The 21,607-nt window shown below is 61.2% G+C and carries 17 protein-coding genes; 12 read left to right on the forward strand and 5 right to left on the reverse strand.

What is annotated here, in order from left to right; translation table 11 throughout:
- Window positions 1-20: 20 nt before the first annotated feature.
- The 7 genes from gap (at window position 21) to pgk (ending at window position 9,110) form a co-directional block, all read left to right on the forward strand.
- Window positions 21-1,025: a type I glyceraldehyde-3-phosphate dehydrogenase gene (gap, locus tag J4862_RS06550; RefSeq protein ID WP_211788324.1), complete on the forward strand. Its 1,005-nt coding sequence runs from the start codon at window positions 21-23 to the stop codon at window positions 1,023-1,025.
- Window positions 1,026-2,219: 1,194 nt separating this feature from the next.
- A complete protein-coding gene (locus J4862_RS06555) occupies window positions 2,220-2,471 on the forward strand; it encodes a YtxH domain-containing protein (protein ID WP_211788325.1) in 252 nt (83 codons plus the stop codon).
- A 114-nt stretch (window positions 2,472-2,585) separates the two neighbouring features.
- A complete protein-coding gene (locus J4862_RS06560; protein WP_211788326.1) occupies window positions 2,586-3,422 on the forward strand; it encodes a hypothetical protein in 837 nt (278 codons plus the stop codon).
- Between the two features lie 56 nt (window positions 3,423-3,478).
- On the forward strand, window positions 3,479-4,339 hold the full coding sequence (locus tag J4862_RS06565; protein ID WP_211788327.1) for a carbohydrate kinase: 861 nt from the start codon (window positions 3,479-3,481) through the stop codon (window positions 4,337-4,339).
- Window positions 4,340-4,710: 371 nt separating this feature from the next.
- Entirely contained in the window at window positions 4,711-5,433 is a 723-nt protein-coding gene (locus J4862_RS06570; RefSeq protein ID WP_211788328.1) for a hemerythrin domain-containing protein, read from the forward strand.
- Window positions 5,434-5,469: 36 nt separating this feature from the next.
- Window positions 5,470-6,081 carry a LuxR C-terminal-related transcriptional regulator gene (locus J4862_RS06575; protein WP_211788329.1) on the forward strand — a complete coding sequence of 204 codons (612 nt, stop codon included), beginning with the start codon at window positions 5,470-5,472 and terminating at the stop codon, window positions 6,079-6,081.
- 1,772 nt (window positions 6,082-7,853) lie between these two features.
- Window positions 7,854-9,110: a phosphoglycerate kinase gene (gene pgk, locus J4862_RS06580; protein WP_211788330.1), complete on the forward strand. Its 1,257-nt coding sequence runs from the start codon at window positions 7,854-7,856 to the stop codon at window positions 9,108-9,110.
- 142 nt (window positions 9,111-9,252) lie between these two features.
- Here the strand turns inward: pgk and der are convergent, their stop codons facing one another.
- The 5 genes from der to J4862_RS06605 all read right to left on the reverse strand — a co-directional run bounded on the left by der (window position 9,253) and on the right by J4862_RS06605 (window position 13,465).
- Complete coding sequence (gene der / locus J4862_RS06585; protein ID WP_211788331.1) at window positions 9,253-10,563, reverse strand: ribosome biogenesis GTPase Der; 1,311 nt, start codon at window positions 10,561-10,563, stop codon at window positions 9,253-9,255.
- A gap of 39 nt (window positions 10,564-10,602) precedes the next feature.
- Window positions 10,603-11,508, reverse strand: coding sequence for a GTPase Era (era, locus tag J4862_RS06590; protein ID WP_211788332.1), 906 nt, complete (start codon window positions 11,506-11,508; stop codon window positions 10,603-10,605).
- Between the two features lie 101 nt (window positions 11,509-11,609).
- Window positions 11,610-12,611 carry a beta-ketoacyl-ACP synthase III gene (locus tag J4862_RS06595; RefSeq protein ID WP_211788333.1) on the reverse strand — a complete coding sequence of 334 codons (1,002 nt, stop codon included), beginning with the start codon at window positions 12,609-12,611 and terminating at the stop codon, window positions 11,610-11,612.
- Between the two features lie 114 nt (window positions 12,612-12,725).
- Window positions 12,726-12,902: a 50S ribosomal protein L32 gene (gene rpmF, locus J4862_RS06600; protein WP_211788334.1), complete on the reverse strand. Its 177-nt coding sequence runs from the start codon at window positions 12,900-12,902 to the stop codon at window positions 12,726-12,728.
- A gap of 23 nt (window positions 12,903-12,925) precedes the next feature.
- Window positions 12,926-13,465, reverse strand: a complete 540-nt coding sequence (locus J4862_RS06605) for a DUF177 domain-containing protein (RefSeq protein ID WP_211788335.1) — start codon at window positions 13,463-13,465, stop codon at window positions 12,926-12,928.
- A 695-nt stretch (window positions 13,466-14,160) separates the two neighbouring features.
- On the opposite strand from J4862_RS06605, the gene J4862_RS06610 reads away from it, so the two are divergent.
- The 5 genes from J4862_RS06610 (at window position 14,161) to J4862_RS06630 (ending at window position 21,142) form a co-directional block, all read left to right on the forward strand.
- A complete protein-coding gene (locus J4862_RS06610; RefSeq protein ID WP_211788336.1) occupies window positions 14,161-15,066 on the forward strand; it encodes a diaminopimelate dehydrogenase in 906 nt (301 codons plus the stop codon).
- Between the two features lie 67 nt (window positions 15,067-15,133).
- Window positions 15,134-15,979, forward strand: coding sequence for a prolipoprotein diacylglyceryl transferase (gene lgt / locus J4862_RS06615; RefSeq protein ID WP_211788337.1), 846 nt, complete (start codon window positions 15,134-15,136; stop codon window positions 15,977-15,979).
- A gap of 86 nt (window positions 15,980-16,065) precedes the next feature.
- Complete coding sequence (locus tag J4862_RS06620) at window positions 16,066-17,277, forward strand: FprA family A-type flavoprotein (protein ID WP_211788338.1); 1,212 nt, start codon at window positions 16,066-16,068, stop codon at window positions 17,275-17,277.
- A 67-nt stretch (window positions 17,278-17,344) separates the two neighbouring features.
- Window positions 17,345-18,130, forward strand: a complete 786-nt coding sequence (gene nagB, locus J4862_RS06625) for a glucosamine-6-phosphate deaminase (RefSeq protein ID WP_211788339.1) — start codon at window positions 17,345-17,347, stop codon at window positions 18,128-18,130.
- A 192-nt stretch (window positions 18,131-18,322) separates the two neighbouring features.
- Window positions 18,323-21,142, forward strand: coding sequence for a TonB-dependent receptor (locus tag J4862_RS06630; protein WP_211788340.1), 2,820 nt, complete (start codon window positions 18,323-18,325; stop codon window positions 21,140-21,142).
- Window positions 21,143-21,607: the final 465 nt, after the last annotated feature.

The following is a 21,607-nucleotide window of genomic DNA, read 5'->3' on the forward strand; positions in this document are numbered from 1 at the left end:
ACGTATAAGTAATAAGTAAGATGATTAAAGTAGGTATTAACGGCTTCGGACGTATCGGCCGTTTCGTCTTCCGTGCAGCTCAGAAGCGTACGGACATCGAGATCGTAGGTATCAATGACCTCCTCGACGCAGAGTACATGGCATACATGCTGAAGTACGACACGATGCACGGTCGCTTCGACGGCACGGTAGAAGTCAAGGATGGTAACCTCGTGGTCAACGGCAAGACGATCCGCATCACCGCTGAGCGCAACCCCGCTGACCTGAAGTGGGACGCTATCGGTGCTGAGTACGTCGTCGAGTCTACCGGCCTCTTCCTCTCCAAGGACAAGGCTCAGGGTCACATCGACGCTGGTGCTAAGTATGTCGTAATGTCTGCTCCCTCCAAGGACGACACGCCTATGTTCGTCGTAGGGGTCAACACCGACAAGTACGTCAAGGGCACGCAGTTCGTATCCAACGCTTCGTGCACGACGAACTGTCTCGCTCCCCTGGCTAAGGTCCTGCACGACAACTTCGGCATCACCGACGGTCTGATGACGACGGTACACGCTACGACGGCTACGCAGAAGACGGTAGACGGTCCTAGCGCTAAGGACTGGCGTGGTGGCCGCGCTGCTGCCGGCAACATCATCCCCTCCTCCACGGGTGCTGCTAAGGCTGTAGGTAAGGTTATCCCCGAGCTCAACGGTAAGCTGACGGGTATGAGCTTCCGCGTGCCTACCCTCGACGTCTCTGTCGTTGACCTCACGGTGAACCTCGCTAAGCCTGCTAGCTACGCAGAGATCTGCGAAGTCATCAAGAAGGCTTCTGAAGGCGAACTGAAGGGTATCCTCGGCTACACGGACGAAGACGTTGTATCCAGCGACTTCCTCGGTGACACGCGTACGTCTATCTTCGACGCCAAGGCTGGTATCGCTCTGACGGACAAGTTCGTCAAGCTCGTCAGCTGGTACGACAACGAGATCGGTTACTCCAACAAGGTGCTTGACCTGATCGCTGTCATGGCTAAGGTAAACGGCTAATCGCCCGACACCCCACTATCACGAGCGTCCCGAGACCACGCCCCAGGCGTCTGGTCTCGGGACGCGCTTTTTTTACCCCTAGCCTAAGCCTCACCCACGCTCGCCTCCTCTCAGAGCTAATGTATACGTCGAACTGGGTATAGAGGAAGAGTACTTCGAGCTTTACCTAGACGTAGCTCCTCGAGGAATAAGTATCCTCCCCTCTAGCTTGCTCAAACGGGGAGGACAAGCCCCAACGGGGCGACCCATACAAAGCCCAGGGTGCGTAGCCCTGCAAGGGCGACCAAACCCTGGGTAGGCTAGATAAATAGCTATGAAGCCCTACAGGGGCGACCCTTAAAACGCTCGTAGCGCCGAGGAATGCTGCTCCGACTTCACAGCTGCTCCTTCTAAGGGTCGCCCCTGTAGGGCTCTTTATGTTTGGGGAACTTAACCCAGGGTTCCGTCACGCCTACAGCGTTCCCTCACCCTGGGCTTTGTATGGGTCGCCCCGCTGGGGCTTACCAAGCCGCTTGACCTTAGCGAGTGACACAGATCGCCCCGCTGGGGCTTACTCAGCCGCTTGACCTTAGCGAATAGCAGGGATCAAAGGAGGCTTACTCTATAGCTTCGCGCTCCCCTCCTCGCTCGCAGCGGGTAAAGGAAGGCAGCGCCCGAGGGGCGCGCGGCAGAAGACAGCTGCTGGGCTGCCCGAGGGATGGAGCTCACTGGGTTAGTTAGCAGGCTGCACTGGCTGGTTGATAGACTGCGCTGGGCTAATTGGTAGGACGTGCACAATCGACGGGGAGGGCTGGCAAGGCTCATGGAAAGGGCTCACGCAGCGAAGCAATAGCCCTTAGCGGCCTGACCGATAGCCCTTAGCTGGCTGACCGACAGGCCTCAGGCAGCTCAGGGATCATCCTCGGCTCGCTGACCGATAGCCCTCGGCCGTCTGAGGGATACCCCTCACACCTCTGAGGGACGTCTCTCAAGGCTCTGACGGATACCCATCAGAGCGCCTCCCCTAGGAGCACACCCCACTGCGCGCCCTGCGCCCTCCAGGCAGGAGCAAGGCGCGGCAGGCGCTGGCAGCCTAGAGGAGCAGCCAGCCCCAAGGCAGAAGAAGGGCACTAGGAGGAATTAAGAAAATTGCACTACCTTTGGTAGCAGCGAAAGACGCTAGACACATTCACCCATTTACTAAGGATTACGGATATGGCTAATTGTTCGAAGGGGAATTTCTTCCTCGGCGTGCTCATTGGAGCCGCAGCAGGTGCAGCCGCCGCTTACTTCTCTGACCGTCGTAAGCGCGAGCTCTTCGCAGATAATGTATCCAGCTCTGTAGAGCGCGCCCGTGACAGCATCGTCGAGGGCTACTACGAAGCTAAGGAACGCTATCAGCGCTATCGCAATCGCCTGACCGATGAGACGCAGGAGCTCATCGATGAGCTGAAGGACGAGGAATAGCCCTCGCCCCGACGCACACCCAGCAGTATTAACCACGAGTAGCGCTACCAGAGTACTCAGGGTACCTCGAGTACGCTGAGCACCCTGGTAGCGCTCTCTATGCTACCCACCCCTATGGCTACCCTACAGTTAGACAGCTTCCTCATCAAGCTCTATCGCCTAGGTCGACGACAGCTCGACGTGTCGGTGCTCAGCATCGGCACCCAGATAGCTCGCCGTACCGGGAGTCTCCTCTTCTGGGTGATCATCGGCTTCTTCGCCTTCTTCCTCTTCCTCGCGCTCAATATCGCGGCAGGCTTCGCCCTAGCCTCATCCTTCGATGAGTCCCCCGCCTGGGGCTTCCTCTACCTCGCTCTGGGCTATGTCGGGCTTATCCTCCTGACGCTCCTCCTGCGCTCCTGGCTCCTCCACTGGGTGCGGCAGGCCGTAGCGCGGCGTGTGCTGGCGCGTGCTCGCAAGATCAACGACCAGCTGGATCGTATGACGCCCGAGATCAGCTACCAGTCGAGCCTCGACCGACCCGAGGGCGAAGTCCCCTACACGGCCTTGCAGCGCGGCCTCGGACGTAGCCTCGTCGAGCGAAGCCGCTCGACCGAGGAGATACTGCGCGACGTACGCTACATCAAGGAGAACTACAAGGGCATCCTGGCCAAGACGGCGCAGCGCGAGGCGATGAACTATGCTACGCAGCTGCCTGGGGTCAGCTCCGTCCTACACTTCTTCGGCTACAAGGGGAGCCCCGCGCGCCCCAGCCGCCTCAGTCGTCCTGCCGCCAGCAAGCCCAGCTCCCGCCTCACCAAGGTCCTCGAGACCCATGCCGCGGGCCTAGTCAAGTACGCCCCCTATGCACTCATCGCTTGGGACTTCGTACGCCCGACGCTGATGAGTATCGCCATAGGGCAGCTACAGCACGGCCTGCACCGCCTCTTCACGCGTCGCAAGCGCCGCTAGCCCTCCCCCCTTAGCCCCCCGTCTAGACACAGCACCCTATCTACGCACCAGCCACTATGCACACCATCGTCGGAATAGGAGAAAGCCTCTGGGATATCTTCCCTGACCGCAAGGCCATCGGCGGCGCGCCCGCCAACTTCGCCTACCACTGCCGTAGCCTCGGCCAAGAGGCCTACGCCGTCACAGCCCTCGGGCGAGATGCCCTCGGGGACGAACTGGCCGCAGAGCTCGACGCCCGTGGCCTCGGCCGCTACCTGCAGCGCGTAGACTACCCCACAGGGCGGGTACTCGTGCAGCTCCGCGAGGGACTCCCCAGCTATGAGATCAAGGAGGACGTCGCCTGGGACCACATCGCCTATACGGAGGAGCTGGCGGAGCTCGCCCGCCGCTGCGATGCGGTATGCTTCGGCACGCTGGCGCAGCGCTCGCCCATCAGTGCCGCCACCATCCAGCACTTCATCCAGGAGATGCCCGCAGGTAGTATCAAGGTCTTCGACATCAACCTCCGCCTGCACTACTACAGCCGTGAGATCGTCGAGCAATCCCTGGCGCACGCTACCATCCTCAAGCTCAATGATGAGGAACTGCCCGTCGTGGCCGAGCTTCTAAATATCCACGGCACCGAGCAGGAGATATGCCACACGCTGCTGGAGCGCTATGCGCTGGACAGCCTGCTGCTGACGCGCGGCGCCCTGGGGGTCAATGTCTACTACGTCACGGGCAGCTGCTACCACCCTGCCCTACCCATCGAGGTCGTCGATACGGTCGGTGCAGGCGACTCCTTCACCGCAGCCTACCTCTGCGCGACGCTCATGGGGCGTAGCCACGCCGAGGCCGTGCACAGCGCCTCGCACCTAGCGGCCTACGTCTGCACCTGCCGTGGGGCAATGCCCCAGCTCCCCGAGGAGCTGCGTTAGGGGGCGGGCTTCGCCTGAGGCGGGACAAGGGTGAAGGCTCTGTCGTGCAGCAGCTCCAGCTCACCTCGATGCTAGGGCTAAGGCTAGGCCGATAAAGCGAACAGGACCAACTCTCCCGAGCTGATCCTGTCCTTCGATTTATCACTTAAACGGTTTACTATTTACAAGAGTTACGCGGTCAGAAGCCTTATCACTCTCACAGCACAAAGGTAGATCCTCGGCTGAGATAGCACAATACCTATATGTGATGATTCGGGGGCTAAGGGCTACCTATAAGAGAGGATTGCGCACACGCCGCCTTAGACCTACCTTTGTCCTAGCATCTTCGTGAGGCCTCAGCCCTCACGCGCAGACATTCACCACGCGACGACATGAACTCATACAAGCAACTCCAGGGACAGACCCTGACCAGCCCCATCGGTGCCCTGACCAAGATGAGCGACCTCATCACCAGCAGCGCCGTAGCCCTCCTGATCATCACACGCATGGGCATACCGCTGGGCTTCGGGGAGAAGACCATCAAGCAGCTCTGCCAGGAGCACGGCGTAGACCTCAAGACACTACTGCTGCTGCTCAATAGCGCAGTCGTGGAGAACTATAGTCCCTCCCAGGAGCAGATCCGCAGCGTGCACCTCGACAGCCTGATCACCTACCTGTCGCAGTCGCACTCCTACTTCCTCGACTACCGCCTGCCCTCGATCCGTCAGCGCCTCCTCTCGGCGATCTCCGACTGCCCACAGGAGCTGGCCTACGTGATCCGTCGCTTCTTCGACGAGTATGCCGAGGAGGTACGCAAGCACATGGGCTACGAGGATCGTGTCGTCTTCCCCTATGCCCGCAAGCTCGCCGCTGGGGAGCGCGACAGCCACTACAGCATCGCCATCTTCAGCCGCCGCCATGACCAGATCGAGCTCAAGATCACTGAGCTGAAGAACCTGCTCATCAAGTACTACCCCATCCAGAGCGGCTACGAGCTGACGACCGTCCTATACGATATCTTCAGTATCGAGATGGAGCTAGCCTCGCACAACTATATCGAGGACGAGATCTTCACCCCACACATCAGCTATCTGGAGCAGCAGTTCGCCGACTAGCCCCACACTTCGCATAGCTCCTTATCCTTGCCTCCTATGCTCACCTCGGTCAAAATAGCCATCGCCGAGCCCTCCGCCATCGTGCGCGCGGGACTCGAGGCGCAGCTACGCAAGCTGCAGCACTACAAGGCGCAGATCATCTACCTCATGGACGAGCAGCGCCGTGAGTGGCAGGACGTGGCCGCCGTCATCTCGGCGGACATCTACCTCATCAACCCCATGCTCACCGGGGCCAACCCGCGCGCACAACTCCCCGATCTAGCCTTCGAGACCAAGCTCATGGCCATCGACTACGGGGGCTGCGACCCCGGCATCCTCCGCGAGTACGACGGCGTGATCCGCCTCACCGACAGCCCCGCACAGATCTCTGAGGCCATCGACATCCTGCTGCAGAACGAGCAGGCCGTTGCCTCGGCCAATCTCGAGGCACAGATGCTGACACCCCGCGAGCGCGAGATCATCATCTGCGTCGTCAAGGGGATGACCAATAAGGAGATCGCGGGACAGCTCTACCTCTCCACCCACACCGTCATCACCCATAGGCGCAACATCTCCAAGAAGCTACAGATCCACAGCCCCAGTGGCCTGACGATCTACGCCATCATGAACAAGCTCGTGGAGCTCGAGGACATCAAGGACGAGCTCTAGTCCCCCCTGTGGCGGAGGCTTCGCCCCCGCATCACAGCAGCGCCCCCTATCGCCCCAGCCTAGGCTCGGTCGGTAGGGGGCGCTGCTATTAGCGGTCTTAGGGCAGTATAAGGCTCCCTCGTCCACAAGCTGTCTCAAGGGGCGGAGGTCAGGCGAAGCGAAGACGGGACCAAGTCCCAGCCTGGTCTGAGGCTACTGACGGATATCCCTCAGCGCGCTGACCGATAGCCCTCACGCACGCCACTGACGTCCCTCAGGCGGCTGACTGATATCCCTCACGCGCGCCCCCCTTAGCCCTCTGCTGCGCCACTGCCGCCCCTCAGCGCCCTGGTTGCTATCTCTCAGCGTCCTAACTACTATCCCTCGGCCGAGCCCGCTTTAGCCCTTCGTCACGCACCACATCAAGCAGCCCACGACACGTACCCTAGACCAAGCTAAGTACAAACGGCCGCACAAGCCCCTGCGGGGCGGCCCGATCAAAGCCCAGGGTGAGGGAACGCTGCAGGCGTGACGGAACCCTGGGTTCAAGCAGCCCATACTTAAAGAGCCCTACAGGGGCGACCCTTCAAGCGAACAAAAGCAAAGTCGGAGTGAAACTACCTACGCACTACAGCTACTTTAAGGATCGCCCCTGTAGGGCTCTATCCTTTTTGCCTCGGGCTACCCAGGGTTTGGGCGCCCTTGCAGGGCTGCGCACCCTGGGCTTTGATCGGGTCGCCCCGCTGGGGCTTACCCTACCCGCCCCAGCACCGAGCCCGCCTTAGCCCTTCGCCACGCGCCTCATCAAGTAGCCTGCGACGCATACCCTAGACCAAGCTAAGTACGAGCGGCCGCACAAGCCCCCGCGGGGCGACCCCTTTCAAAGCCCAGGGTGAGGGAACGCCGCAGGCGTGACGGAACCCTGGGTCAAACCGCCCATACTTAAAGAGCCCTACAGGGGCGACCCTTCAAGCGAACAAAAGTAAAGTCGGAGTGAAACTACCTACGCACTACAGCTACTTTAAGGATCGCCCCTGTAGGGCTCTATCCTTTTTGCCTCGGGCTATCCAGGGTTTGGTCGCCCTTGCAGGGCTGCGCACCCTGGGCTTTGATCGGGTCGCCCCGCTAGGGCTTATCCTACCCACCCCAGCGCCGCGCCCGCTTTAGCCCTTCGCCACGCACCACATCAAGCAGCCCGCGACGCATACCCTAGACCAAGCTAAGTACAAACGGCCTCACAAGCCCCTGCGGGGCGACCCCTTTCAAAGCCCAGGGTGAGGGAACGCTGCAGGCGTGACGGAACCCTGGGTCAAACAGCCCATACCTAAAGAGCCCTACAGGGGCGACCCTTCAAGCGAACAAAAGCAAAGTCGGAGTGAAACTACCTACAGCACTACAGCTACTTTAAGGATCGCTCCTGTAGGGCTCTATCCTTTTTGTCTCGGGCTACTCAGGGTTTGGTCGCCCTTGCAGGGCTGCGCACCCTGGGCTTTGATCGGGTCGCCCCGCTGGGGCTTATCCTACCCGCCCCAGCACCGCGCCCGCCTTAGTCCTTCGCCACGCACCACATCAAGCAGCCCACGACGCATACCCTAGACCCAGCAAGATATAGGCAAGGCCTAGCAATTCCACTCAGCCCTATCCTGTGGTAAATATCAGAGCCTACCGAGTCGATCCTTCGGCCTGATATCCATCGGTCTCGAGCCTAGGCGCGGCACGCGGGCTAAGTCACCGCAATTCCGTATTTTTGCGCTGGTAAAAGCTTTTACAATTAACGTTAAACAAGATTGCAGATGAACATTGACCAGTTCAATTTCGCGGGCAAGAAGGCTTTCGTCCGCGTGGACTTCAACGTGCCCCTGGACGCAGACTTCAACATCACGGACGATACGCGTATCCGTGCTGCCCTGCCTACGCTCAAGAAGATCCTTGCCGACGGTGGCTCCGTCATCATCGGTTCGCACCTCGGCCGCCCCAAGAAGGTCGAGGATAAGTTCTCCCTCCGCCACATCCTCGCCCACGTCTCCAAGTGCCTTGGCGTAGACGTCAAGTTCGCCCCCGACTGCGTAGGCGAAGAGGCTCGCGAGCTCGCAGCCAACCTCAAGCCCGGTGAGGCCCTCCTGCTGGAGAACCTCCGCTTCTACGCTGAGGAGGAAGGCAAGCCCCGCGGCCTGGCTGAGGACGCTACGGACGAAGAGAAGGCCGCTGCCAAGAAGGCCATCAAGGAGAGCCAGAAGGAGTTCACCAAGAAGCTCGCTGCTCTGGCTGACGTCTATGTCAACGACGCCTTCGGTACGGCACACCGCGCACACGCCTCCACGGCACTCATCGCTGCTTACTTCGACGCCGACCACAAGCTCTTCGGCTACCTCATGGGTAAGGAGGTCGACGCCGTCAACAAGGTGATGCAGGACATCAAGCGCCCCTTCACCGCCATCATGGGTGGCTCCAAGGTATCGTCCAAGATCGACATCATCGAGAACCTGCTGGGTAAGGTCGACAACCTCATCCTCACCGGTGCCATGACCTATACCTTCTTCAAGGCTAACGGCGGCAACATCGGTGCCTCGCTCTGCGAAGAGGATAAGCTCGACCTGGCACGCGAGATCGTCGCTAAGGCGAAGGCCAACGGCGTGAACCTCGTCCTCTCGACGGACTCCAAGATCGCCGACGCCTTCAGCAACGACGCCAAGACCGCCTTCGCGCAGAACGACAACATCCCCGCGGGCTGGATCGGTATGGACATCGGCCCCGACAGCATCGAGGCCTACCGTAAGGTCATCCTCGAGTCCAAGACCATCCTCTGGAACGGTCCTACGGGTGTCTTCGAGATGGACAACTTCGCCGACGGCTCACGTGCTGTGGCTGCTGCCATCGCTGAGGCTACGGCCAAGGGTGCCTTCTCCCTCGTGGGTGGTGGCGACAGCGTAGCCTGCGTCAACAAGTTCGGCTACGCCGACAAGGTATCCTACGTCTCCACCGGTGGCGGCGCCCTGCTCGAGGCTATCGAGGGCAAGAAGCTCCCCGGCATCGCTGCCATCGAGGAATAAGCCCTCGCTGAGCTAAGCAAAAACAGAAAGCCCCCTAGCGTCCGAGTGACGCTAGGGGGCTTTGCTATTCTACGCTCCTAGGGAGGGGAGCCGAGCTGTGACGTGCTCCAGCGGAGGCTCGCGGCCACAGCTGGGGGCGGCACTACTTCTCGCGGATGAAGATGTTGATGGGCGTACCGGAGAAGTCCCAGTGGGCGCGGATCTGATTCTCGAGGAAGCGGCGGTAGGGCTCCTTGACCCACTGGGGAAGGTTGGCGAAGAAGGCGAAGCTCGGCACGGCCGTAGGCAGCTGCATCACGTACTTGATCTTGATGTACTTACCCTTGGTGGCAGGGGGCGGCGTGGCCTCGATGATGGGCAGCATCACCTCATTGAGCTTGGAGGTCGGGATACGCTTGCTGCGACGCTCGTAGACGGCCTGCACCTCCTCCAGCACCTTGAAGATACGCTGCTTCGTCAGCGCCGAGATGAAGATGATGGGGAAGTCGGTGAAGGGCGCCAGGCGCTGGCGGATAGCGTTCTCGAAGGTCTTGATCACGACCTGGCTCTTGTCCTCGACGAGGTCCCACTTATTGACGCAGACGATGAGGCCCTTGCTGTTCTTCTGTATGAGCGAGAAGATATTGAGGTCCTGCGCCTCGATGCCGCGCGTGGCGTCCAGCATGAGCACGCAGACGTCCGAGTTCTCGATCGCGCGGATGGAGCGGATGACCGAGTAGTACTCTAGGTCCTCGTTGACCTTACCGCGCTTGCGGATGCCGGCCGTATCTACCAGGTAGAAGTTCATGCCGAACTTCGTGTAGTGCGTGTAGATGGAGTCGCGCGTCGTGCCCGCCACGTTGGTGACGATGTTACGCTCCTCGCCGATGAAGGCGTTGATGAGGGAGGACTTCCCTGCGTTGGGGCGGCCGACGATGGCGATACGTGGGGCATCCAGCACCTCATCCTCTGTCGTGCCCTCGGGCAGCTCCTTGACGATGGCGTCCAGCAGATCGCCCGTACCGCTGCCGCTGATAGCCGAGATCGGCATGGGATCCCCGAGGCCGAAGGCGTAGAACTCGGAGGCGGCGTAGTGCTGGGCGAAGTTATCCGCCTTGTTCGCCACCAGCAGCACGGGTTTCTTGGTACGGCGGAGCTTGTGCGCGACCTCGTCGTCGAGGTCGGTGATGCCGTTCTCCACGTCGACGACGAAGAGGATGACGTCGGCCTCGTCCATGGCTACCTGCACCTGCTTATTGATCTCGCCCTCGAATACGTCCTCGCTGCCGACGACCCAGCCGCCCGTGTCGACGATGGAGAACTCGTGGTCGAGCCAGGTGACCTTGCCGTACTGACGGTCGCGCGTCGTACCGGCCTCCTCGCTGACGATGGCGCCACGCGACTGCGTCAGGCGGTTGAAGAGGGTGGACTTCCCGACGTTGGGGCGCCCTACTATTGCTACTAGATGACTCATTGATTCCTGTCTTTGCTGTTAATGTGGGCTCGCCTGGAGCTAGTCGAGGCGGTAGCCATAGGCGCGCAGCATATTGTCGCGGCTGCGCCAGTCCTTCTCTACCTTGACGAAGATCTCAAGGAAGATACGCTTGTCGAAGAAGCGCTCCATGTCCTTGCGCGCCATCATGCCGACCTTCTTGAGCGCTGCGCCCTTGTGCCCGATGATAATGCCCTTTTGGCTGTCACGCTCTACGATGATCAGCGCCTGGATGTGGATGCGCTCGTCCTCTTCCTTGAAGGACTCGACGACGACCTCCACCGAGTAGGGGATCTCCTTCTGGTAGTAGAGCAGCACCTTCTCGCGGATGATCTCGGTGACGAAGAAGCGGGCGGGCTTGTCCGTCAGCGCATCCTTGTCGAAGTACGGGGGTGAGGGTGGGATGAGGCTCTCGATACGGCGGCGTAGCGGCTGGACGTTGAAGTTATTCAGCGCCGATATGGGCACGATCTCCGCCTGGGGTAGCTCGCGGTGCCAGCGCTCGACCAGCTCCTCCAGCCCGCTCTGGGTGGTGAGGTCTACCTTATTGATGACGAGGAGTACGGGGCACTGGAGGCCGCGCACACGCTCGAGGAAGAACTCGTTCTTGTCCGGCGTCTCCACCGTGTCCGTCACGTAGAGCAGCACGTCGGCATCTCCTAGGGCGGACTCGCTGAACTCGAGCATGCTCTCCTGCAGCTTGTAGTTGGGCCGTAGCACGCCGGGCGTATCGCTGTAGACGATCTGCAGCTCGGGCGTATTGACGATACCCATGATGCGGTGGCGCGTGGTCTGTGCCTTGGCAGTGATGATGGAGACGCGCTCCCCTACCAGCAGGTTCATCAGGGTGGACTTCCCTACGTTGGGGTTGCCCACGATATTGACGAAGCCCGAGCGGTGGATGGGCTCTTGTACTACTTCGCTCATCGGTCTTGTAGCCTTATTATAATGATAAGAGCCTTACCAAGCTCCGCACCGCGGGAGGCGGCGCGAAGGCTGGTAAGGTTCTTCAGTGGTGATTGACGCCTTTAGTGCTTAGGCTCGTAGGCCCACTTGACGTAGACGGCACCCCAGGTGAAGCCAGCGCCGAAGGAGGTCAGGATGAGGTTGTCGCCCTTGTGGAGCTTCTTCTCGAACTCCCAAAGGCAGAGGGGGATCGTCGCCGAGCTCGTATTGCCGCGGTACTCGATATTGACCATCACGCGCTCCATAGGCACCTTCATCTCACGCGCCACGGCGTCGATGATACGCAGGTTGGCCTGGTGGGGCACGACCCAAGCGACGTCAGCGTCCGCTAGCCCATTGCGCTCCATGATGGCGCGGCAGCTGGAGGACATGCCCTTGACGGCGTGCTTGAAAACTGCAGCGCCCTCCTGATAGATGTAGTGCTGACGTGCCTCAACCGTCTCGTGCGAAGCGGGGTTGACCGAGCCACCAGCGCGGAGGATCAGGTTGTTACGCCCGATACCATCGGTGTGGAAGCTAGCGTCCATCACCCCGCAGGCCTCCTCGGTAGGCTCGAGGAGCACGCAGCCCGCGCCGTCGCCGAAGAGGGGGCAGGTAGCGCGGTCGGTGTAGTCGACGAAGGCCGTCATCTTCTCCGCCGCGACGACGAGGACACGCTTGTAGCGGCCCGAGCGGATGTAGTTCGCACCCGTCTCCAGCGCGTAGATGAAGCCTGGGCAGGCAGAGACGAGGTCGAAGGTAAAGGCATTGACACAGCCCGTATCGTGCGCTACGATGGAGGCCGTCGTCGGGAAGGTATGGTCGCCTGTATTGGTCGTCAGGATGAGCCCATCGATGGTCTTAGGATCGATGCCGCTGCGCGAGAGGAGGTCCTGGACGGCCTGCACCCCGAGGTAAGCGGCGCCCTTGGTCGGGTCCTTGAGGACGCGACGCTCCTTGATGCCTACGCGCGTAGTGATCCATTCATCGTTGGTATCTACCAGCTTCTCCAGGTCGGCATTGGTCAGCTTGTCTTCTGGCAGGTAGCCGCCGACGGCTGTGATGGCTGCGTTGATTATGCTCATAGTTAGTTATGATTGTTCTTAGAGTTATGATCCTAGCAGATGCAATATAGCACGAAGATACGAAAAAAGCCCCAAAGGCGTCCTTGGGGCTTCTTTCGCTAGTGGGGTCTTAGCCTAGTCCTGCTCGATGGCGAGCTTGCCACGGTAGTAGCCGCAGGCGCCGCATACGGTGTGGTACACGTGCCACTCACCGCAGTTAGCGCACTTAGCTAGCGTAGGCATTGCTGCCTTGTCATGCGTACGACGCTTGGCGGTACGGGTCTTGGACTGTCTTCTCTTAGGATGTGCCATAAGTCTATTTTTGTTTTGAATTACTACTCTTGCTTCAGTTGCTTCAGTGCCGCCCAGCGCTCATCGATACCGTCCTCATCGCGGACGATCTCCTGCTGCTGGGGCTGAGGCTCGTCTGCCGCCACCTTGCTGTAGGCGCGCATCATGTCCTCATTACACTCACCCTCCTCATGCATACGCTGCATCGGCAGGCTCAGCACGATATCCTCGTACATTGTCCACGTCAGGTCGAGGACGCCGTCTTGCTCGGGGATAATCAGGAGCTTCTCACTCTCCTCGCGATGCTCGTCGCCGAACTTCACCACCAGCTCGCGCTCGGTGTACACGTCCAGCTCCAGCGGATCGAGGCAGCGGTCGCAGGTCGTCCCCACGTAGCCGTCATACTCTAGCTCCAGGCTGAAGACCCCTCCGATGTGATGAATGTACACATCGACATACACCTCTCCCGAGGTAAAGTCCTCGGCTCCCAGGTGGTGGAAATAGTCATCCCCCAGCACCCAGTGTAGCTCGTGATCCCCCTCGGAGAGGCTCCTGAGGTTCACTTTATATAAATCGGTATGCATGTGAGGCTCCTTCAGCTATTTATAAAAATCGCCACAAAGATACGGAAAAGGGTGCACAATCACAAGCCAGCACCCAGTCCAAGCACTGCTCAGACTCCTGCCCCCAGAGCCGCCCCGAGTCCTCTCCCCGAGCACGCCGTCCAAGGCAAGCCCAGCGATGGCGAGCCCAACCCACGCTCTGCGGGTGCTCAGCCCCGACAGCGAAGCAGCTTCGTAGGGGCTCAAAGGCCCAGAGACGGGCATCCCTCAAGCTAGTCGAAGCGAGGAAGACAGCAACACAAGCAAAGGGAGAAGTCGCTCAGCATCAAGTCTAAGCGAGCCCCAAGACAAGGCGGGGCGCGCTGTGCCCCTACTCGGAGCGAGCTGCGAGCTAGGTCGGGCTGGGAAAAGTAATATAATATTCGGCGCTGAGGGACGCCAGTCAGCACGCTGAGGGATAAGGGGGAGGGCGAAAAGTTATATAAGAAATCTCGGCCCCACCTTGCTCGCGGCGCGCTGCGAGCTAAGGGGGCGCGCAGGCCGAGCCGCACCGCGGCTTACAGACAGCCTCCACCCACCTTGCCTCCACCCTATCCTTCAGCTTCGCCCGCCCTAGACCAGGAGGCCACTTGCCCGCCCTAGGCTCTGCGGGCTTTTCAGTATCTTTGTCTAGTTAAGATTATAGACACAATTCCACAAGAAGAATAAGAGACCCTATGTCAGAGACTAAGAAGATCAGAGCAGCCGTCGTCGGCTACGGCAATATCGGCCGCTACACCATCGAAGCCCTCAGCGCTGCTCCCGACTTCGAGATCGCAGGCGTCGTCCGCCGCGACCCCACACAGATCCCCCACGAGCTAGAGCCCTACCGCGTCGTCGGCTCCATCCAGGAGCTGGGACAGGTCGATGTGGCCATCCTCTCGACGCCGACGCGTCTGGTGGAGCAGACCGCCCTGGAGCTGCTTCCCCTAGGGATCAATACCGTCGATAGCTTCGACATCCACGGCGACATCCTCGCTCTACGCCGCTCACTGGGCGCTGCAGCTCGCGCCGCAGGCGCCGTCAGCGTCATCGCTGCAGGCTGGGACCCCGGTAGCGACTCCGTCGTGCGCACGCTGATGGAGGCCATCGTGCCCAAGGGAATTACCTATACCAACTTCGGCCCTGGGATGAGCATGGGGCACACCGTAGCCGTCAAGGCCATCGCAGGCGTACACAAGGCGCTCTCGATGACCATTCCCACGGGCACGGGCATCCACCGCCGCATGGTCTACATCGAGCTCGAGCCCGGCTACAAGGCTGACGAAGTCATCGCCGCCATCAAGCGAGACGAGTACTTCGCCCACGATGAGACGCACGTCAGCGTCGTCGACGACGTCGATCAGCTCATCGACATGGGGCACGGCGTGCACATGACGCGCAAGGGCGTCTCGGGCACGACGCAGAACCAGCTGCTGGAGTTCAACATGAAGATCAATAACCCCGCCCTCACGGCGCAGATCCTCGTGGCTGCAGCCCGCGCCGCCTCCCGCCAGCAGCCCGGCTGCTACACCATGCAGGAGCTCCCCGTCATCGACCTGCTGCCCGGCGAGCGCGAGCAGTGGATCGCCAAGCTCTGCTAGCCCCCTCCCCTTCCTCACGGGCTCGGCCCGATACGAACGCATACGCATAGACACCCTATAGATCACGATGCTAGGAGCCATTACATGGGACGTCGATCCCGTGATCTTCGAGATCCTCGGCCGCGACATACGCTGGTACGGCCTACTCTTCGCCCTCGGGCTGCTCATCCTCGGGCCTATGATCGAGGAGCGCATGTGGCGCCGCGAGCGCCTCGATCCCGAGTGGATGAACTCCCTATATATATATGTAGTGGTGGGCACCGTCGTCGGGGCGCGCCTAGGGCACGTCCTCTTCTACGACCCAGGCTACTACCTGGCGCACCCCGCGAAGATCTTCGCCATCTGGGAGGGTGGGCTCGCTAGCCACGGCGGCACACTGGGCATCATCCTCGCGGTATGGCTCTACTCGCGGCGCGTGACGAAGCGATCCATCCTCTGGACGCTCGACCGTCTGGCCGTGCCTACGGGGCTGGCGGCAGCACTCATTCGCCTAGGCAATCTGATGAATAGCGAGATCTTCGGCCGCCCGACAGACCTCCCTTGGGGCTTCCGCTTCCTGCGCGCCATCGAGTACCGAGGACTAGACCCCGAGGCTATCCCCGCCTGCCACCCGACGCAGCTCTACGAGGCGCTGGCCTACCTGGTGACCTTCGGCGTCTGTATGTATCTCTACTGGCAGCGCGATGCCGCACGGCGCTACTCGGGGCTCATCGTGGGCTGGTTCTTCGTGCTCGTCTTCGGCTTCCGCTTCCTCGTCGAGGGGATCAAGAACGTGCAGGAGCGCTGGGAGTACGACCTCATCGCCCAGTGGGGCATCAATATGGGGCAGCTGCTCAGCATCCCCTTCATCCTGGCAGGGCTGGCTCTCATCGTCTACGCCTACCGCCACCCAATCGCAGACCAAGCAAAATAGGATAGGCGCTAGCGGCTGTGGGAGCCCCGCTCCCCAGCCGCTAGCGCCGCACTCCAGCAAAGGAGGAACACTAACTACACACGACTATGTACCAAGTACCACAGATCACCGACTCGATCTACTACGTAGGGGTCAACGACAGGATGAAGGCGCTCTTCGAGAACATGTGGAGCCTCCCGCAGGGCGTCGCCTACAATGCCTACCTGATCGTCGACGAGCAGACCACGCTCATCGACACGGTGGACGTCTGCTACAGCGACATCTTCTTCCACAAGCTCGACCTTATCCTCCAGGGCCGTCCCCTCGACTACCTCATCATCAACCACATGGAGCCTGACCACGGCGGCTCCATCGGGCTGCTGCGCAAGCGCTACCCCGAGCTCAAGATCGTAGGCAATAAGAAGACCTTCGAGATGCTGCGCGGCTTCCACGGGATCACCGAGGGGCTGCACGAGGTCAAGAATGGGGACGCGCTGAGCATAGGCGGGCACGAGTTCTCCTTCCTCATGGCGCCCATGGTGCACTGGCCCGAGGTGATGTTCACCTACGAGCAGCGCAAGCGGGTGCTCTTCACGGCCGACGCCTTCGGCTCCTTCGGGGCGCTGGACGGCATCTTGCGCGACAGCGAGCTCGGCGACCGCTCGGCCTACCTCCGCGAGATGGAGCGCTACTACGCCTGCGTCATCGGCAAGTACGGCCCCTTCGTACAGAAGGCGCTGGCCAATATGGACAAGCAGGGCCTCGCCATCGACCACCTCTGCCCCGCACACGGCGTCGTCTGGACGCCCGAGGGCTTCGGGGAGGCGCGCCGCCTCTACGACCGTCTGTCACGCTTCGAGGCCGAGGACGGCGTGGTCATCCTCTACGGATCGATGTATGGCAATACGGAGCAGCTGGCGGACGTCATCGCCCAGAGCCTCTCGGCAGCGGGCATCAAGCGCATCGTCTGCCACAACGTGAGCAAGTCCGACCCCTCTGCTATCCTCGCCGATATCTTCCGCTACCGCGGCCTCATCATCGGCAGCCCGACCTACTGCGGGGAGCTCTTCACGCCGATCGCCAATCTAATGAACCTCATCCGCATCCGTGACGTCAAGGACAGACTCTACACGGCCTTCGGCTCCTACACCTGGGCGCCCGCCGCGGTCAAGAAGCTGATCCCCTTCGCCGAGGAGATGAAGTGGGAGTTCGTCGGTGAGGCCGTCGAGCTCAAGATGTCCGAGCTCAGCTCCGTGCTCGACCTCAGCTGGGCCCTCGGGCAGGCTATGGCCGCGCGCCTCCTTGCCCCCAAGGGCTAGCCTCCCCTAGCTCCCGCCTCCCTTCACATCAGCCAAGAATACTCACTCTACTAATAAAGATCAAGTAATGCGTCTTATCATCCAGCCTGACTACGCAGGCATCTCTCAGTGGGCGGCAGACTATGTCGTCGCCAAGATCAATGCTGCTCAGCCCAGCGCGGCTAAGCCCTTCGTCCTCGGCCTCCCCACAGGCTCCTCGCCCCTGGGCATGTACCGGGCGCTGGTAGCTGCTCATCAGGCCGGACGCGTGTCCTTCCAGCACGTCGTCACCTTCAACATGGACGAGTACGTCGGTATCCCTGAGAACCATCCTCAGAGCTACCACAGCTTCATGTGGGACAACTTCTTCCGCCACATCGACATCAAGAAGGAGAACGTCCACATCCTCAATGGCAACGCAGCTGACCTCGAGGCCGAGTGCGCCGCCTACGAGGCAGCCATCGAGGCAGCAGGCGGCATCGACCTCTTCCTCGGCGGTATCGGGCCCGACGGACACATCGCCTTCAACGAGCCCGGATCCTCGCTCAGCTCGCGTACCCGCATGAAGACACTGACGACGGACACGATCATCGCCAACAGCCGCTTCTTCGAGGGCGACGTCAACAAGGTACCCAAGACAGCCCTCACCGTCGGTGTCGGCACCGTCATGTCCGCCCGTGAGGTGCTCATCCTCGTCAATGGCCACGGCAAGGCACGCGCCCTGCAGCAGGCTGTCGAGGGCTCAGTGAACCAGATGTGGACTATCACCGCGCTGCAGCTCCACCCCAAGGGCATCATCGTCTGCGACGAGGCAGCCTGCATCGAGCTGAAGGTCGGTACCTACAACTACTTCAAGGACATCGAGCGCCTCTAGCCCACTACGGCTAGCGCCACACCAATACGCCATCAGGGGCGGCCTCGGGGATAGACTCCCTGGGGTCGCCCCTGCTGCTTCTGCTCGGGACGGAGTGCCGCCATAGCGAAGCGAAGGCGCGGCGCATCCACAGCTAGATTAAACCTTAGACCCTCGCTGCAGTCATAGCTGTATAACGTAAGGACAAGCTCTATGACAAAGACAGTGTATCATCTCCTCAGCCTATGCCTCCTCTGGCTCCTCGCCCTCGCGCCCCTCTCGGCGCAGACCACGGCGACGACGCACAGCGTGCAGGGGCAGGTGCTCGATGAGGAGCAGAAGCCCCTGACAGGGGCCAGCGTCAGCCTCCTGCTGCCCGACGGCAAGCTCAAGACGGGCGTGACGACCAGCCGCGACGGCTCCTTCCACCTGCGCTCCGTCGCCAGTGGCAGCTATACCCTCCGCATCACCTTCGTCGGCTACAAGGCCTATAGCAAGACCCTAAAGGTCGCGGGCAAGAACCTCCAGCTCGGTAAGATCAAGCTCGCCGAGGACGGCGCCCTCCTCTCCGAGGTCAAGGTCATCGGCAAGGCCGCCGAGGTCGTCGTCAAGGGCGACACCCTCGAGTTCAACGCCGGCAGCTACACCACGCAGCAGGGCGACGCCGTCGAGGAGCTGGTCAAGAAGCTCCCCGGCGCCACGATCAACGAGCAGGGACAGGTCACCATCAACGGTAAGACCGTCTCGCAGATCATGGTCGACGGCAAGCGCTTCTTCGAGGGCGACCCCAAGGTGGCGCTCAAGAACCTCCCTGCTGAGCTCGTCGACAAGATCCAGGTCGTAGACCGAGACAGCGAGGCCGCACGCCTCTCAGGATTCTCGGACGGCAACGAAGAGACCATCCTCAACCTCACCATCAAGGCGGGGAAGAAGCGCGGCACCTTCGGCACTGCCTTCGCTGGCCTCGGTACGGACAAGCGCTACGAGGGCAGCGCCATGCTCAGCCGCTTCACGGGAGACAACCAGATGACCCTCCTCGGCAGCCTCAACAACACCAATAGCGCAGGCTTCAGCGACGTCTCCTCCGAGCTCGCCTCCGCCAACATGATGCTCAGCATGGCGACCTCCGCACGCGGTAGCCGCCGTGGACCAGGCGGTGGGGGGAACTTCGGCCAGAACAACGGCATCCTCACCTCACGCGTCCTCGGGGGCAATATCAGCCATACCTTCAGCCCGAAGCTGACCTTCGGCGGGAATGCCCTCATCGGGCGCAACTCCCGCGACAAGCAGCTCGAGAGCACCGTGCAGAACATCCTCGGCACGGGCTCCACGACCGAGCGAGGCGGTACCAAGGAGCTCTCGACGAATGACTCCTACGCGGGGAACTTCCGCATCGAGTGGAAGCCCGACAGCCTCACCCAGTTCATCATCTCCCCCCAGCTACGCTACGGCCGCGGCGAGAGCACCTACAGCTCGGCCTACGAGACGCGCAATGACGACGCCACCCAGCAGTCCATCTCTAGCACCACGCAGAGCCAGCAGAGCGAGCAGCGCCAGACCAGCGGCGAGCTCCACCTCGACGCCAGCCGCCGCCTCTCCCAGAGCGGACGCACGCTGACGCTCTCGGCCGAGGGCTCCTTCGACCAGACGCTCGGCGAGGGTATGTACCGCTCTCTGCTGCACAGCCTAGCGCGGATCGAGTCCCTCGACCAGCGTATCGCCACCACCAAGCGCAGCCAGAGCTACCGCGCACGTCTGGGTTGGGTCGAGCCCCTCGGTAAGGGCTTCTTCACCCAGCTGACCTACCAGCTACGCGGTAGCCATTCCGAGAGCCAGCGTGAGGCCTTCGACACCGACGCCACGGGGCAGTACACGCAGCGCAATGCTGCCTACAGCAATGAGTTCCGCTCCGACTACTTCACCCAGCAGGCTGGCCTCGCCCTCAAGAAGAAGGGCAAGACCTACGACGTGACGGCTGGGCTCACCGTCGAGCACGCTCGTAGCAGCAGCTACTCACTGGTAGCTGGCACGGCCGCCCCGACCATCAGCCGCGCAGTGACCAACTTCGCCCCGCAGCTCCGCCTGAGCTACAAGCCGCAGCGCACTACCGAGCTGCGCCTCGACTACAACGGCCGCAGCACGCAGCCCACGACCGAGCAGCTCTCGCCCGTGCAGGACGTCACCAATCCGCTGGTCGTCTATCGCGGGAATCAGGACCTGAGCCCGAGCTTCCAGCATAACCTCTTCATGCGCTACAACAACTTCTGGACGAGCACGCAGACCTCGCTGGCGCTCTTCGGCCACGCGCAGCTGGTACAGGACGCCATCATCTCGCGCTCCGTCTACGACCTCAACACGGGGGTGCGCACCGTAGACTACACCAATGTCAATGGCAATGGGATGCTGGGCCTCGGGGGCTTCTTCACCCAGACGCTCCCAGGGAAGAAGTTCTCCCTGCGCCTGGGCTCGATGAACAACCTCATCCGTAGCAAGACCTTCATCAACGGTGAGGCCAATACCAGCCTCGCGCTGCGCCTCAATGAGAATATGACCCTCAGCTACCGCCATAGCTGGGTCGACCTCAGCCTACGCGGGGGCTGGGGCTACTACAATGCCTCCAATAGCCTCGGCAGCGTCTCTACACCTGCGACCAAGGACTACAGCCTCGGCTGGACCAGCACCTTCACCCTGCCGCTGGGCTTCACCATCGAGGGCGACGCGACCTACACCAAGACCACGGGCTACAGCAGTGGCTATGATCAGGAGCAGACGCTGCTGAATGCGGGGATCTCCTACAGCTTCCTCGCTGGGCGCAAGGCGACCATCCGCCTCAAGGGCTATGACCTCTTGGACAGCCGTCGAAGCATCTGGCGCAACATCACCGCCTCCAGCATCTCCACCGAGGAGACCAATACCCTCGGGCGCTACGCCATGCTGCACTTCATCTACCGCTTCGATAGCTTCGCGGGCGGCGGCAGCAAGAGCGACATGAAGACCAACCGTCAGGGCCCTCCAGGCCCACCTCCCTTCTAGCGCACTCGAGCCTCCTGCTAAGGGAAGGGCCGATTAGCTTCGCCCCCTAGCCTAAGTAAAAGCGCCCCGCTGTAGCCGATGAGCTGCAGCGGGGCGCTACTTTAGGTGGAGGCTCGCTGAGGGATATCAGTGGGGGAGCTGAGGGTCGTCCGTCAGCGCCGTGAGGGGTATCAGTCAGAGGGCTGAGGGATAGTCCTCACAGCGCGCGCAGCAGGCTCGCTCCCCGTCCCGCCTCGGTGCTTGGCTTACGGGAAGGCTTAGACTAAGCCCTCCCGCCCGGTTGCCCGACTCAGCTTCAGCCAAAGCCCAAGGCGGCTTTCCTTTCCCCCTAATTCCATTGACGCCCTAGTCGAGACCCACCCACTAAAGCCACCAAGGACTAGTCTAAGGACACCCGAAGCACCCTTGCAGTAGGGACAAAACGAAGCCAGGGCGCAGACGTCACGGATGACGTCTGCGCCCTGG

Origin of the sequence: Porphyromonas sp. oral taxon 275 (assembly GCF_018127745.1) — a bacterium.
Classification (GTDB): Bacteria; Bacteroidota; Bacteroidia; order Bacteroidales; family Porphyromonadaceae; genus Porphyromonas.

What these genes read in the sequence shown, in the direction of transcription:
- gap (WP_211788324.1), top strand. Translation starts at nt 21, where the DNA reads ATGATTAAAGTAGGTATTAACGGCTTCGGACGTATCGGCCGTTTCGTC.
- J4862_RS06555 (WP_211788325.1), top strand. Translation starts at nt 2,220, where the DNA reads ATGGCTAATTGTTCGAAGGGGAATTTCTTCCTCGGCGTGCTCATTGGA.
- J4862_RS06560 (WP_211788326.1), top strand. Translation starts at nt 2,586, where the DNA reads ATGGCTACCCTACAGTTAGACAGCTTCCTCATCAAGCTCTATCGCCTA.
- J4862_RS06565 (WP_211788327.1), top strand. Translation starts at nt 3,479, where the DNA reads ATGCACACCATCGTCGGAATAGGAGAAAGCCTCTGGGATATCTTCCCT.
- J4862_RS06570 (WP_211788328.1), top strand. Translation starts at nt 4,711, where the DNA reads ATGAACTCATACAAGCAACTCCAGGGACAGACCCTGACCAGCCCCATC.
- J4862_RS06575 (WP_211788329.1), top strand. Translation starts at nt 5,470, where the DNA reads ATGCTCACCTCGGTCAAAATAGCCATCGCCGAGCCCTCCGCCATCGTG.
- pgk (WP_211788330.1), top strand. Translation starts at nt 7,854, where the DNA reads ATGAACATTGACCAGTTCAATTTCGCGGGCAAGAAGGCTTTCGTCCGC.
- der (WP_211788331.1), bottom strand. Translation starts at nt 10,563, where the DNA reads ATGAGTCATCTAGTAGCAATAGTAGGGCGCCCCAACGTCGGGAAGTCC.
- era (WP_211788332.1), bottom strand. Translation starts at nt 11,508, where the DNA reads ATGAGCGAAGTAGTACAAGAGCCCATCCACCGCTCGGGCTTCGTCAAT.
- J4862_RS06595 (WP_211788333.1), bottom strand. Translation starts at nt 12,611, where the DNA reads ATGAGCATAATCAACGCAGCCATCACAGCCGTCGGCGGCTACCTGCCA.
- rpmF (WP_211788334.1), bottom strand. Translation starts at nt 12,902, where the DNA reads ATGGCACATCCTAAGAGAAGACAGTCCAAGACCCGTACCGCCAAGCGT.
- J4862_RS06605 (WP_211788335.1), bottom strand. Translation starts at nt 13,465, where the DNA reads ATGCATACCGATTTATATAAAGTGAACCTCAGGAGCCTCTCCGAGGGG.
- J4862_RS06610 (WP_211788336.1), top strand. Translation starts at nt 14,161, where the DNA reads ATGTCAGAGACTAAGAAGATCAGAGCAGCCGTCGTCGGCTACGGCAAT.
- lgt (WP_211788337.1), top strand. Translation starts at nt 15,134, where the DNA reads ATGCTAGGAGCCATTACATGGGACGTCGATCCCGTGATCTTCGAGATC.
- J4862_RS06620 (WP_211788338.1), top strand. Translation starts at nt 16,066, where the DNA reads ATGTACCAAGTACCACAGATCACCGACTCGATCTACTACGTAGGGGTC.
- nagB (WP_211788339.1), top strand. Translation starts at nt 17,345, where the DNA reads ATGCGTCTTATCATCCAGCCTGACTACGCAGGCATCTCTCAGTGGGCG.
- J4862_RS06630 (WP_211788340.1), top strand. Translation starts at nt 18,323, where the DNA reads ATGACAAAGACAGTGTATCATCTCCTCAGCCTATGCCTCCTCTGGCTC.